General features: G+C 59.9%; 10 protein-coding genes. 3 read left to right on the forward strand and 7 right to left on the reverse strand.

All coding sequences use genetic code 11. The annotated features are described in order from the left end of the window. The 3 genes from L6R21_08355 to L6R21_08365 form a co-directional block, all read right to left on the reverse strand. The coding region (locus L6R21_08355) for a hypothetical protein (GenBank protein MCK6559199.1) at positions 1-2,714 on the reverse strand (2,714 nt) is incomplete at its 3' end. 370 nt (positions 2,715-3,084) lie between these two features. Continuing rightward, on the reverse strand, positions 3,085-5,961 hold the full coding sequence (locus L6R21_08360) for an Ig-like domain-containing protein (protein MCK6559200.1): 2,877 nt from the start codon (positions 5,959-5,961) through the stop codon (positions 3,085-3,087). 489 nt (positions 5,962-6,450) lie between these two features. Beyond that, complete coding sequence (locus L6R21_08365; protein ID MCK6559201.1) at positions 6,451-7,245, reverse strand: hypothetical protein; 795 nt, start codon at positions 7,243-7,245, stop codon at positions 6,451-6,453. A gap of 698 nt (positions 7,246-7,943) precedes the next feature. On the opposite strand from L6R21_08365, the gene L6R21_08370 reads away from it, so the two are divergent. The 3 genes from L6R21_08370 (at position 7,944) to L6R21_08380 (ending at position 9,998) form a co-directional block, all read left to right on the forward strand. Next, complete coding sequence (locus L6R21_08370) at positions 7,944-8,657, forward strand: GNAT family N-acetyltransferase (protein MCK6559202.1); 714 nt, start codon at positions 7,944-7,946, stop codon at positions 8,655-8,657. Beyond that, a complete protein-coding gene (locus tag L6R21_08375) occupies positions 8,654-9,496 on the forward strand; it encodes a lysophospholipase (GenBank protein ID MCK6559203.1) in 843 nt (280 codons plus the stop codon). The genes L6R21_08370 and L6R21_08375 overlap by 4 nt, the downstream gene beginning before the upstream one ends. 130 nt (positions 9,497-9,626) lie before the next feature. Beyond that, entirely contained in the window at positions 9,627-9,998 is a 372-nt protein-coding gene (locus L6R21_08380; protein ID MCK6559204.1) for a DUF2784 domain-containing protein, read from the forward strand. A gap of 205 nt (positions 9,999-10,203) precedes the next feature. Here L6R21_08380 and L6R21_08385 read toward each other — a convergent pair whose 3' ends face one another. The 4 genes from L6R21_08385 to sugE form a co-directional block, all read right to left on the reverse strand. Continuing rightward, the gene (locus L6R21_08385) at positions 10,204-11,283 is read right to left on the reverse strand and encodes a VOC family protein (GenBank protein ID MCK6559205.1); all 1,080 of its coding nucleotides are present in this window, start codon (positions 11,281-11,283) and stop codon (positions 10,204-10,206) included. Positions 11,284-11,370: 87 nt separating this feature from the next. After that, entirely contained in the window at positions 11,371-11,994 is a 624-nt protein-coding gene (locus tag L6R21_08390) for a flavin reductase family protein (GenBank protein MCK6559206.1), read from the reverse strand. A 147-nt stretch (positions 11,995-12,141) separates the two neighbouring features. After that, positions 12,142-13,161, reverse strand: coding sequence for a metal-dependent hydrolase (locus tag L6R21_08395; protein ID MCK6559207.1), 1,020 nt, complete (start codon positions 13,159-13,161; stop codon positions 12,142-12,144). Positions 13,162-13,171: 10 nt separating this feature from the next. After that, positions 13,172-13,492 carry a quaternary ammonium compound efflux SMR transporter SugE gene (gene sugE / locus L6R21_08400; GenBank protein MCK6559208.1) on the reverse strand — a complete coding sequence of 107 codons (321 nt, stop codon included), beginning with the start codon at positions 13,490-13,492 and terminating at the stop codon, positions 13,172-13,174. Between the last annotated feature and the right edge of the window lie 10 nt (positions 13,493-13,502).

Below are 13,502 nucleotides of genomic sequence, written 5' to 3' on the forward strand. Positions count from 1 at the left end.
GTTCCGCCGCTGGGCGAAACATAGCTCGTCAAATCAAGCGCAGCAGTATTTACGCAAACTGCACTCACGGCATTGAACCCAACGCTTGGCAGCGGATTGACGACGATGTTCTGACTCGCGCTGTTGGTGCAATTGCCGCCCGAGGTGAAAGTGTAGGTGATCGTGTGCGTGCCCGTGCCCGCGTCGCTCGGCGTGAAAACTCCCGCGGAAGTCACGCCGTTGCCGGAGAAAGTTCCGCCGCTGGGCGAAACATAGCTCGTCAAATCAAGCGCAGCAGTATTTACGCAAACTGCACTCACGGCATTGAACGCAACGCTCGGCAGCGGATTGACGACGATGTTCTGACTCGCGCTGTTGGTGCAATTGCCGCCCGAGGTGAAAGTGTAGGTGATCGTGTGCGTGCCCGTACCTGCATCGCTCGGCGTGAAGATGCCCGCGGAGGTCACGCCATTGCCGGAGAAAGTTCCTCCGCTCGGTGAAACGAAAGCGGTGAGATCGACGGCTGCGTCAGTCACACAGAACGGCCCGACCGAACTGAAGTTCACACTCGGAGGTGTGCATTCCGCCAACTGAAAATCGCTGAAGCTCGTCATGCCGGTCGCCTGCGTGCTCGTCGCGGTGCGCGTGCCAACCGCCGGATATGTCCACGTGCCGGCGTCGAGTTTGCCGACGATCAAATTGCTCGGGTTGGCGCCGCCATCGAGATCGCCGGCCACGAAGTTGAAGGTTACGTCATAATTCGTGAGGGTCAGCGCGCCGTCACTCGTCAGCGCCCAATTGCGATTGACGCTCCTGGTCGCATCCAAAGTCGAAGTGCCGATACTGGCATGATCTCCGCTGGTTGATTTGGCGGTGACATTGCCGGAGTTGTTGACTTGCGCGATGGTGACCTCCACCGGCGTGTAGTCGCTGCCCGTGCCCACTTCGAACGTTTGCACGACGTTCGATCCCGCGGCGAAATGCTTCTGCAGATTGCCGGCGATATGCCCGCTGGTGCGCGCCACCGTGCCGCCGGCAGTGATGATCATTCTATTCGAGCCGGTGGTCACATTGCCGTTGAGCAGTGAGAGCGTGTTGTTCACGGTCTCATCGGTGAGCAGCGTCACGCCGCTGGCATTGTTGATTGCCAAATTATGAAACGTCGAGCCGCTCATGTTCTGCGGACTCGATCCGTTCATGATCACTGTGCCTGTGCCCGGCACAAAGGTGCCGTTGTTCGTCCAATTGCCCGCCAGCTCGAGGTTGAGATTGTTGGCATCGAGCGTGCCGGCGCTGATCAACAGATCGCCATTCACCGTGAGCGGAGTATTGACCAACTGCGCCGTGGCGTTGGCGCTGTTCACGGTAAAATGGAAAATCGGCACCGCACTGTTGATTTCAATCGTCTGCGCCGCCGGCGTTGAAGCATTGCCGATGCGAATGGTGCCGCCGGTTATGCTCTTGGCCCCGGAGCCGCTGGCAATCACCAATTCAGCGCCCCCGGCGTTGCTGTTGGCGCGTTCGCAGGTGATGAGGCCGCCGGTCATGGTGAATTTACCCGTCGCACCAAGATTGAAATTCGGCGCCGAGGCGCTGTTGTTTCCCGCCGTGGTCACCACCATTTCCCCGCCGGAAATCGTCAATCCGTTGCCGGCGCCCGAGCTGGTCACACTGATGCGGCCGGCGAGTGTGAGCGTGCCGCCATTGAGTGTGACTTCGGAGCTTGCCCCGCTGACCGTGAGTTGATTGCCCGAGCTGCTGCCGATATTCATGCTGCCGTGGTCAACGATCAGCTTGCCATTCAGCGTGAGCGAGCCGGAGCTGCCCCAATTCGACAGGGCGCTTGCGTGATTGAGATGAAAGCCGGCACCAGCGGGAATCGTCTCCGAGCCGCTGAACGGCGTTATGGTCGAGGCGCTCGAGAGCTTGAACGTTCCCTGGGTGAGCGTCAGGCCGTTGTTCGCCAGCGTTATCGGCGCCAGCACTTCCAGCACACTCGCGCTGCTGCCCAGGTTGACGGTCACGTTGTTGAAGGCCGTTGTCGCGCTGCCGGTGACATTGACTGTGCCGGTGCCAGTGAAGGTCACCGTTGCCGTTCCGGGGGTGAAGGTGCCGTGGTTGCTCCAATGGCCGGCGACGGTGAACGCCTGATTGCCGCTGGCCAGCGTGCCCGAAGCAATGGTGAGATCTCCGGTGACATCGGTGGGGCCGGCCAGCGTTGCCGTGGCGGTTCCCGAGTAGGTGAGATGATGGTAAGTCGTTGCCGCGATGGTTTGCGCCGCGCTGCCGTTGAACGCAACCGTCCCGTTGCCGGCAGTGAAAGTGGACTGGCCGGCAGTCAAGAGCAACGCGCCGCTGATCGTAAGTGTGCCACCGGCCGTCATCGTCACCGTGCCGGCATGATCGGGTGCGGTTGTGCCGACGATGACGTCGCCGCCGCATTCGACCAGGCTGCCGGCATTGAACCAGAGCGTGCCGGCGCCGGCGTCGGCGCCATCTTGTCCAAGCGCGAGGCTGGCACACTGGCCATTGGACACGTCGACGGTCAGGGTCGCGCCATTTTTGACGATGATCGCGTCTGTGGTTGACGGTTGCCCGGCCGGCCCGCTGCCGCTGCTGATCGCGCCCCAATTCGTGTTGGCGGTGATGGTGATTTGCGCGCCGGCAAATTCGGCAAACAGCAACACCAGCACCGCACCCAAAGCCCGCGCAGAACAGAATGCCCGAGGTTTCATGGCACTGCCCTCCATTTGAATGAAATGTCATGAATTTCGGCTTGTGCCTGAGCAAAGCAGCGGCAACGACGCTGCTGCCCGGCGCAAACCCGTCAATTGTCAAGACGATGAAATCGGAGTTGCCCGTCCAAGGTGGGAAACCTTCGCAACACGGGATCAGAATGAAGCCGGACTCTGGAAGTGGAGGGAGGACGTGTGAAAATCGGATACCGTTGGCTGTGAAAGTCCGGCTCCCCCTGGCTCAGGTTCGCCCTGAAGCACAATGATGCACAACGACATCGGGCTTTCGCCGCGAGCCACGCGCCTCCGGTTCAGACGACGCGGCGAAAGCCCGATGTTCAAGCAACGCAATTTTTGCCACTGGCAGATTCTATTTTTCCAATAGCATCTTGCGCACGGCCACGAAATCGCCGGAACGGACTTGGTAGAAATAGACGCCGCTGGACAACGCCTGGCCGCGGGCATCACGCGCGTTCCACTGCATCGTGTGCTGGCCGGGTTGGGCATAGCCGTCGAACAGCGTCTGCACCAGTTGTCCTTGGATGTTGAACACGCGCAGCGTCACCGGCGCCGTCCAACCCGCCGGCACTTCGAAGGTGATGCGAGTCTCGGGATTGAACGGATTCGGGTAGTTCTGCTGCAACGTGAAAGCAGTGGGAACCGAATCGTCCAGCCGGCGACCGGTGGCGACGCCGGTGGCTGAGTCATCCACGCGGAAATCGGTAATCAGAAAATCCGCGCTGCTGCCGGCCGGGCCAAAGGCCGCCACGGTGTAGTCATTGTCTCCCGGTTTGAGATATTCTTCGAGATCGATGGTGCGCGGCCCGTCAAACGGCATGAAGTAGGTATTACCGGCGCGCTCGAAGCCTTGCGCCCGCGCAATCAGCTTGATGTCATGCTGATTGATCTTCATCTCGATGCGCTCCAGGCCGTGGTTGTTCACGAACAAGTAGCGATCGATGGGCGGCAAGCTGAAGGACACCGCGCCCTGCTCCGGATTCAGGCTCAAGTAAATCGGATCGCACACGATCTCGCAGCCCGCCATGTTGGTGATCTTCAACATGAATCCCGAGCGGCCCTGCGGCTGCGTGCGTTCACTGCGGAAGCGCACCCGCTTGGCGCCGGGTGTAAACGGTTCGATGATCACCACGCGATTGACTTCATGAAACGGTTCGATACTGAAGATCCCGCTCTCCTCATCAATCGCCTCGCCGGTGATCAACGGCAGTTTGCTGAAATCAAACGTGCACTGCGGCGCGCTGGTGTCGGCGAAGACCACAACCTTGTCCGAACAAACCGTTTCACATCCCACGCTGTCGCGATGGCTGCAGGTCGCGACGATGGTGTTGTAGCCCAGATTCAGGTTCACTGTGGCGCCGAACGCCCCGCCGCTCACTGTCACCGGCGTGCCGTTGATGTCACAGCTCGAGGTCACCGGCCCCAGACCGCCGCTGACCGAAGTCGTGCCGCTGACGTTGATCGAGGTCGCGCAAATGAAGCTGCTGTCTGCGGGCGTGTCGATCTCGAGATGACACGCCAAGCGGCTGGCAAAGACGTGAATCGAATCAACCGCAACGCACACGGCGCCGGTGGCATCGGTGAAAGTGCATTCCACCGTGATGGTGTTCCGGCCGGCAGTCAACCTGGCCGTGCCGCAGGAGTCGGGCGTGACCTCGCCGTTGATCTTGCAGACTTTGGTCAGCGGCGCCAGGCCGCCAGTGGCCCGCGCGGAGAAGCAAACCGTGACGGTGGTGTCGCAGCTCACGAAGCCGCTGTCCGGGCTGAGAATCTCCACCTGGCAGAGAATCGGTTCCGCCGCCTCGGTCACCGTGAGCGTAAACGCGGTGGAATCGGAGAGGGGAGAGGGCGTGCCGTCGTCGCGCACGATAATCACGATGTTGCCATAGATGCCGCCATCCGCGAAAGAAGGCGCGAAACGCAGAACGGCCGTGCCGTCGAGTCTGTTGATCAACACGCCAAAGGCCGGCAGATTGGCGGTGAAATAGAACAGGCTGTCATTGTCGGGATCGCTCGCAGACAGCGCCAGCTCGAGCACGCTGCCTTCCACCATCGTTTGATTGGCGACAGGCTGCAGCGACGGCTTACGATTCACATTGTTCACGGTCAACGTGAAGGTCTTGCGGTCGGAGAGCGGCGGCGTGCCGTCATCAGTGGCGGTGACTTCGAGTTGATAGACGCCGGCGTGCGTGAAATCGGGAGCGAAGATGATCTTGCCGGTGCCGTCATTGTTGTTGATGAAAGTGCCGAATGCCGGCAGCCCATTGACTGCCAGCGCAATGTCATCGCCATCCGGATCGTTCGCCTCGATGCCGACCGCGAGCGTGTCACCCTCATTCATGGTTTGATCGGCGATCGGCGCCAGGCGCGGCGGATTCTCCACCTGCCTGACCGTCAACGTGAATGACGTAGTCGCGGCCAGCGGCGGCACGCCGTTGTCGGTGGCGGTCACTTGCAGATTCGGGTACACTCCGAAATCATCGAAACCGGGCGTGAAGCGAAACGTGCCGGTGCCGTTGCCGTGATCGGCAAAACTGGCAAAGCCGGGCAGGGTGCCGGGGGTGAGCGTGATGGCATCACCGTCCGGATCCGTCGCCGCCACGGCAACCTCCAGCGTGTCGCCCGCATCCATGCTGGTGTCCGGGATCGTGATCGTGAACTGGGGCGGCCGGTTGGCGGCTGTCACCAGCACGCTGCCGTTGGTGACGGACAGGAAGGGAAGCAGATTGCCAAGGATGGAAGTCGTCAGCGCTGAGAATGACAAGTCCAGTGAAGTGCTGGAACCCGGCGTGCCGACCACTTTAAAATTTACATGAATGACGTTGATGTTCGCGCGCGCAACGCCGCCCTGCACAAACGCTTGCCAATCGAGTCTTCCGCTCGCAACACCCGACTCAACAACACTCGGATTGTTCCACGGCGGGGCGGCTGGTGTGTAACCGGCGTACTCGAGAATGTCCGGTCGCCAGGTGAGCTTGGCTTCATAGGCAGCCAGTCTGTTATCGGACCTCTCCAGACCGCGCGTGTCGACAAAAATGGCCACGGAAATCGTGTCTCCGGGTTGGGGAGCGGGATTGCTGGGCACAGAGGCTGCGTCGACGCGATCGGCCATTATCGCGTTCTTGAGCTTCAATTGTGCATGGGCCGGCCCGCTCACCAGCAGAAGGAGCGCGAACAGCCCGCCCAGCAGTGCCGCTTGCCGGAGCCAGGCATGGTAGGAAGATTTCATGGTCTTCTCCCCGGTTGCAGGTTCTTGTTTGATGAGTCGATTTTCAGCAGGTGGAATGCTGCAGAGAGGTAGTGCCTGAATCTTGCATCGGAATCGCTTCACGCTCGCCGATGAGTGAAAGCGCAGGCTGAAAACTCAAGCCGGCTGAAGCCGGTTTGTCACCGCATGGCGACTGGTCGCCCTCAGATGACTTCAGGTTTCAGTCGCGCCGCAGGCGAGAGGTGGCAAAATGCGACGCAAAATGCAGGTGTTTTGCTGCCGATTCTGGCGATTGGATTGATATTTCGTGCGTGATCGCCGCGGCGGTGTCACCTTCTCGAACCTTGTCTTTCGATATGGAAGACACGGCGGAACGCTGCGTTCGAGAAGGCTGCACCGCAAAGGCGGGCTTGCCGCACACCGGCTCCCTGGGCAGTGGCGGCAAACAGCCTGGCGACCATCACACTTTCTTTCCCCAGCATTGCTTCAACAATTCTGCCGGTGGCAGGCTTACAAAGTCACGTCGAAATAAAGTCCGATGACATTGTCCAGCAGCAAATCGTCGAGCGGCACGCGAAAATAAGCGCCCGGTGAAAACTTCTCGAAAACCAGTTTGGCGCGCACGGCCGCTTGATTGACCACGCTTTCATTGAAATTGCCGCCCGAAGAAACCCAGCCGCGGCCGGTGAACGAAGCGCCCACGTAGAGCGGCTGAAAATCGAACCAGCCGTCAGCGCCATAGAGCACGTGCAACTCACCGTCGTTTTCCCGCAGTTTGTTGAATACGGTCCGGAAAAACTGATTCTGTTTCTGCTCCGTCTTGATGTTGAACGAAACGCCACCGTAAGGCTGCACGCTGAACTTGCTGATCGAGAGTTTGGTTTTGATCTTGCCGGTAAGCGGAATCAAATCCGGAATGAAGGCTTCCTGCCGGTCGAAATCCGCGATCGACCCGATGAAACCCGCGAACCCATATTTCACGACCGGCACGCGCAGCATCACCTCGATGGCGTGATTCTGTCCACCAAAGTGCAGCCCAAAGCCGGGATTGCCCAGCGTCTCGCCTTTAGTAGGGATTTTCGAATCTTCCAGCTTACCAAACGCAAAGGGAAGCTGGCCGATGAAACTGACACCATCCTTGATGACCGGAACCGTGACTGTGACAAACCAAGCTGAGGTGAAGGTGGAAGGCTCTCCATCGCCGAATTTGAACTGCGGCCGCATGGCCTCGACTTTGATCGTTTGCGCCGGCAGCAGCAGCGGGAGCAACAGCAGGAGAGTGAAAACGGCCGCAAATTTCTTCATAGATGCCCTCCGGAGGTCAGTGAAACCGGCCAGACTGCCGGGCATCGCTGTTTGGAACCGGCAGCCGAAACCGGTGGGAAATGCGATTTGATTGTCAGTCTTGCGGAAAGCACACATGAGTGTAATGTTTTTGCGGTCATTGTCAAGTCATTTTCGTGAAGAGGTGGCGCGTCGGCGGCAATGGGACGAAGGTGGGATATAGTCAGTATCCGTCCGAGAATGTTCCAACCTCGGCTGAGCCGAGGTTTCCAAAACTCAGAGCGCCGTGGAAACCTAGAGGTTCTTGATGCAACGGCGAAGCCGTTGCTGGAACTCTTCTGTCAAAAGACTGCGATTTCGGACGAACACGAATCAGGTGATCGCGCAACGCTGCGGCGGTCAGGTGAGCGGAGGGTTGGTCGACAAAATCACCGCCGGACGGTCGCGTGCCTTCATGAGATACTACGGCCACCTCCCCCGAATGCGGAAGCAGAGGCAGGTTTTTACCGCGTTCTTTGCCGAATTGGTGCGCGTCAGGAAAGGAAGAAACTGCCCGGGCGCCTGGCCGCGCGGCGTGGACACCTCGATTCAAACATACGCTGGTTGGTGGCGAAGCGCCCGGGCGGTGGTGTTTTCCGATAGTCACGATTTATCACTTGTTTTTGGACAGAGGTTTCCTCAAGTTTTCTCAAAAAACCGAATCATCAGGAAAATCTCACATGCCTCTTCCCACTGATCGCCATATCACGCTGCCGTTGCCACCAATGAAGGTGCAGCCCGTCACTCTCGCCGGCCGCGAGGTGCGGCTCGAGCCGTTGCGCCTGACCCATTGCGAAGATCTTTGTAGCGCCGGTTTGGACGAAGAACTCTGGCGTTTCACCGTTTCCCCGCTGCGCACTCCTGCCGACATGCAAGCCTATATCGCTACCGCGTTACAGGGGCAGACCGAGGGTAATGCGCTGCCCTTTGCCACTTGTCTGGCGGCCACCGGCCAGGCCATTGGCAGCACGCGCTTTGGCAACATCGATCCGGCCAATCACCGTCTCGAAATCGGCTGGACCTGGATTGCGCGGCAGTGGCAGCGAACCGTAGTCAACACCGAAGCCAAGTATCTCATGCTGCGCCATGCCTTTGAAACGCTGGGCTGCTTGCGGGTGGAATTCAAAACCGACATGTTGAATGAGCGTTCGCGCCGGGCCATTTTGCGATTGGGCGCCCAGGAAGAAGGAATCTTGCGCAATCACATGATTACCAGCGAGGGCCGCGTGCGGCACTCGGTTTACTATAGCATCCTGGACAGCGAGTGGCCGGCGGTCAAACGCGGTTTGGAGGAGAAGATGGCAAGTCGCAACCGCAGCGAGAATGCCGCGGCAGCCTCGCAAAATGACGGCACATTGTCCGCGCTTGTAGCAAAGCAAGGAGAGAGTGTGTGAAGCATGACACTGGAACTTTTGGCGGCCGCAAGCAGCCGCAGCTTTTCTATCAATGTTGGTTGCCCGAGGGCCAGGCGCGTGCGGTGTTGATCGTGGTTCATGGCTTGGCCGAGCACAGCAGCCGCTATTCGAATCTGGTTGATTACTTCGTGCCGCGCGGCTTTGCGGTGTATGCCTGTGATCATCAAGGCCACGGCCAATCACCTGGCCGGCGCGCGCATGTCGAGCGCTTCAGCGATTTTGTCGATGATCTGGAAATCTTCTGCGAGCTGGTTTACCGGCAGCAGCCCAATCTTTGCCGCTTGCTCATCGGCCACAGCATGGGCGGCTCCATTGCGCTGGCGCATGCCGTGAGCGGCCGTTGCCGTTGTGAGGGATTGATCCTCTCGGCGCCGAGTCTCAAGACCAATGCCGAGGTGCCGGCGCTGCTGTTGGCAATCAGCGGCCTGCTCTCGCGCTGGACGCCCACTTTGCGCGCGGTCCAGCTCGAGGCTGCGGCGATCAGCCGTGATCCGCAAGTAGTGGCAGCTTACGAAAACGATCCGCTGGTTTTTCGCGGCAAGATCACTGCGCGCCTTGGGCGTGAGTTGCTCGATACCATGAAAAGCCTGGAACTTCGCGGCGCCGAGCTGGCGCTGCCGCTGCTCGTTCTGCACGGCACTGCCGATCGCCTGACCGATCCCGCCGGCAGTCAAGCCCTGCTGGCGCGGGCAGGCTCGGCCGACAAAACCCTCAAACTCTATCCGGGATTCTATCACGAGCTGTTCAACGAGCCTGGCAAGGAAATCGTATTTGCGGATATGGAGAATTGGCTGCGGCAACGCCTTCCCGCGCTTTGAACGAGTGTCCATCGGAGAACATCACCGCCCGGACGCTCCATCATGAACAGAAGCACGTTTCGTTCGGTTTGTGCACGCCACGGGGCCAAGCGCCCGGGCGGTTCGTTGCTTATCTGGACTGAGATGAACGATGTGGTATCGCGCTCTGGCGGATGCAGTGGTGGTACTGCATCTCCTCTTCATTTTGTTCGTTTTGTTCGGCGGCCTGCTGGTTTGGCGCTGGCCGCGTTGCGCCTGGCTGCACCTGCCGGCGATGTTGTGGGGCGCCTTCATCGAATTCAGCAAGGGCGTGTGCCCGCTGACGCTACTGGAGAACTGGCTACGCCGCCAGGGCGCGGCCACCGGCTACGGCGTCAGCTTCATCGAACATTATTTGATTCCGCTCATCTATCCCGCCACTCTCACGCCGCGATTGCAATTCGTGCTGGGGGCATTGGTGTTGATCCTCAATGCCTGCGTTTATTTCTTCCTGCTTCGTCGCCGGCGTTGGGCGAAGGATTGAATGCTAATCCGTCCAATCATTTCACCATTTCGCCGCAGCCCGCGCCTGGTGGTCGGCTGAGCGGAGTACGGCCCGCGACGAGGCCAGTGGCTTCCCATTGTCATCCCACATGGAACTGACGATTCGCCCAGCCTGGTGCCGAATACCTCTCAAGCGCAGTCTGGCAGATTGCGCTACGAAGAATACCGCCTAGCGCGCTACTCTCTCAATTCTCCCGCCATTCCGGCACAACCAGCGGCTTGAGATTGCTCTCTATCTCACGGCGTTGTGCCTCCAGCCAGGGCGGCAGCCGCAAGCTTCGGCCGAGTTGTGCAACCGGCTCGTCCGCTGCAAAGCCGGGACCCATGGTCGCCAATTCCACAATGTGGCCGTCGGGATCGCTGGTGTAGATGCTCTTGAAATAGATGCGATCCCTCACCGGCGAAACTCGAATGTAGGCACGCAGGATCTTCTCGCGCCATTCGAGCTGGCTTGCTTCATTCGCCACTGCCAGCGCAAAATGATGCGTCTGTCCCGTGCCCATGCGCACATGGCGCGCTGTTTTCGGATCGAATTGAAAATAGGTGATGATGGTGCCGGGCTTACCCTCGCCCACGCCCCAGTACCAATGCGCAGTTTTGAGATCATCGAAATCCGAGGTCATCTTCACGCGGCGCATGCCGAGTAAGTCGCCGAAAAACGCATGCGTGGCTTCGATGTCCGAACTGATCGCCGAGATGTGGTGCATGCCCTGCTGCAACGCCATGGCGGGCGTGATGTCCGGCACCGGCTCCGGCCAATTCTCGGTCTGAATGCGTGCCTCGTCGCGCTGGCCTTTGCGCATGTCCGGCGGCGGCTCGCGATATTCCAAGCCGAGCTGGTCCGGCGCTTCATCGATCGCCCAGCCCGGGCCTTGCGTCGCGATCTCGAGCAGCACGCCATCGGGATCATGAAAGTAGATCGACTCGAAGTAGTTGCGATGAAATGGCCCGGTCACGCGTATGCCGAGATCGCGCAGGCGGCGTTTCCATTGCAGCAAGCCTTCGCGATCGCTTACGCTCAACGCGAAATGATGCGTGCCGCCAATGCCGGCTGCGCCTTTGGGCGCGTGCGGCCATTCGAAGAATGTGACCGCGGTGCCGGGCCGCCCGGTGGCATTGCCGAAATACAAATGATAGCTGCCGGGGTCATCGAAATTCACCGTCTGCTTCACCAGGCGCAGTCCGAGAATTTGTGTGTAGAAATCCACCGTGCGTTGTGCCTCGGAACACACGAGCGTGATGTGGTGCAGGCCGAGAATGCTCATCTGATTTTCTCCCTGTGCAAAGCAAAGCCGGGCCGGAAAGCCACAGTGAAGCTTGACTTTTGATGCGCTTCCTCTTCCGCTCCGGCTTTATTTGTTGACTTGTGGCCGCGCCATTGCAAAGACGCTGCCGATGGTCGCGTATTCTTCGCCGCCGAGGCGTGTGAGCGGCCGCAGCGCAGCGGCATCGACCAAACCATTGGGTCGCAACAACCCGGCACGAATGTGAAAGCGCACGATGCGGCCCAGCACCAGCGTGGCCGTGGTGCCGGCGACCGGCACGATTTGAGTGAGGCGCGCTTCCATCGCCACCGGCGCGGCAGCAACGCGCGGCGGCTTCACTTCGAGCGAGGCCACGGCGGCCAGGTTCGCCAATTGAAACTCATCGCGGCCGGATTCCCATTCGCCTGAAGTCAGATTCATCGCCGCAGCCAGCGCCTCGTCCACGAGATTGATCACGAATTCGCCGGTTTCCTGCACATTGCGCAATGTGTCTTTGGGCCGGCCCTGGCGCTGTCCAATGGCCAGCATCACCGTGGGCGGATTGCCGGCGACGGCATTAAAAAAGGAGAACGGCGCGAGATTGCGCACGCCCTCGGCGCTGACGGTTGACACCCAGGCAATGGGCCGCGGTGCCACGATGCTCAAAAACATGCGAGCGGCGTCACGCGGCGGCATTTCATCAGTGGTGAGTGAGACAAGATCTTGCGACATGCGGGTCGTCTCCCGGTTTGACGGCAGGCGCAGCACTGCACTGCAGTCGCCCACGCTGCACGCGAAGGCAGGCTTTGTCCTTTTCCTTGCCGGCAGTGGCGAGGTGCGCGACCAGCTTAAGCCGGAATCGCGCGCGGCGGCCTTGCCTTATTTTGACAGAACCGGTCGGGGCACTGGTTCCTCATTGAATTTCATTTCGGACAGATCACCCTGGGGTGAGAACGTGTAGCGCAAAATGAAAGGCAGGGAACGCTCGGGAAATCCAATAGCACGCAGAACTCCGCGGTCGATCATGAATTGCAGATCGCGGATCTCGACAACCTGGCGGCCGTCGCGCTGCTCGGAGTGCACCCAGGGAAAGCGTGCGAACAGCAGGTACCAGCGGCTCTCCTGAATCTGCAGGGCGCGGGCGGCGAACTCATCTTGCGCGTTCTCATAGACGGTGAGCGTGAGCGGCTCTGCCGGCCGCAGGTTGCTCATGTAGGCCTGCCGGGCACCATCCGCGGTTTGCGCCAGCCCCATCCAGCGGAAGAGGCTGAACGGCTGCGGCAGTGCGGTGATTTTCGTCGCAGGCAAGCCGGCCTGCTGCAGGGCCTCGGCCATGCGGTGCCTGGCGAATTGATGGTTGATCATTTCCGCGCCGAGATAGAGCAGCACCAGCAAGCTGCCAGCGAGAATGATGCGCCGGCGGCCGGTGGTCCGCAGTTTGCCGAGCAGCAACACCGCCGCCAGCAACCCGGTGAACCAAAGGTCGATGATGAACATCCAATCGAGCGCATAGCGGCCGTACGACAGCGGCGCGAGAATTTGTGTGCCGTACGCCGTGATGACATCGAAGAAGATGTGCAGCAGCGTGCCGAGCAACGCGAGCAGCCAGGCGGTTTTGAAGGGCTGCAGCTTCTTCCAAAAATAGAAAAGCGCGGCAGGCGCCAGCGCGAACACGGGCGCAAACACCAGCGAATGCGTGAGGCCGCGATGGTGCTGCATCGCGAAGATTGGATCTTGGAACGCGCCGAGCGCGACATCGAGATCCGGCAGGTTGGCCGAGACCACCAGCAGCCAGAAGGCTTTGCGTTTGAAACCGGGGTCGGCAAAAAACTCAGGCTTGGTGACTTCAATCACCTTTGCGGCCAGCGCGCCGGTGAGACTGTGCGTGAGATTATCCATCGTTACAATCTTAATCTGAGGCCAGGAGCCTGAGACCGGCGATGCCCGCCAGAATCAATGCCAGGCAAAGCAAGCGCAAGAGCTCGCGTGATTCATTGAACAGGATCATACCCAGAATTGCCGTGCCCGCCGCGCCGACGCCCGTCCACACTGCGTAACCGGTGCCCACTGGAATGGTCTTGAGCGCCTGCGCGAGCAGAAAAAAACTTGCTGCCATGGCGAGCACGGTCAACGCGCTGGGCAGGGGCCGGGTGAAGCCCTCGGTGTATTTCAACCCAACCGCCCAACCGACTTCAAACAAACCGGCAATGAAGAGATAAAGCCAGGCCATGCGTTCTCTC

The sequence above is a fragment of the bacterium genome (genome assembly GCA_023150945.1).
Taxonomy (GTDB): Bacteria; Zhuqueibacterota; Zhuqueibacteria; order Zhuqueibacterales; family Zhuqueibacteraceae; genus Coneutiohabitans.

Bases quoted from the DNA above. Each gene is read 5' to 3' on its own strand.
- L6R21_08360 (MCK6559200.1), bottom strand. From the start codon at position 5,961: ATGAAATCTTCCTACCATGCCTGGCTCCGGCAAGCGGCACTGCTGGGC.
- L6R21_08365 (MCK6559201.1), bottom strand. From the start codon at position 7,245: ATGAAGAAATTTGCGGCCGTTTTCACTCTCCTGCTGTTGCTCCCGCTG.
- L6R21_08370 (MCK6559202.1), top strand. From the start codon at position 7,944: ATGCCTCTTCCCACTGATCGCCATATCACGCTGCCGTTGCCACCAATG.
- L6R21_08380 (MCK6559204.1), top strand. From the start codon at position 9,627: ATGTGGTATCGCGCTCTGGCGGATGCAGTGGTGGTACTGCATCTCCTC.
- L6R21_08385 (MCK6559205.1), bottom strand. From the start codon at position 11,283: ATGAGCATTCTCGGCCTGCACCACATCACGCTCGTGTGTTCCGAGGCA.
- L6R21_08390 (MCK6559206.1), bottom strand. From the start codon at position 11,994: ATGTCGCAAGATCTTGTCTCACTCACCACTGATGAAATGCCGCCGCGT.
- L6R21_08395 (MCK6559207.1), bottom strand. From the start codon at position 13,161: ATGGATAATCTCACGCACAGTCTCACCGGCGCGCTGGCCGCAAAGGTG.
- sugE (MCK6559208.1), bottom strand. From the start codon at position 13,492: ATGGCCTGGCTTTATCTCTTCATTGCCGGTTTGTTTGAAGTCGGTTGG.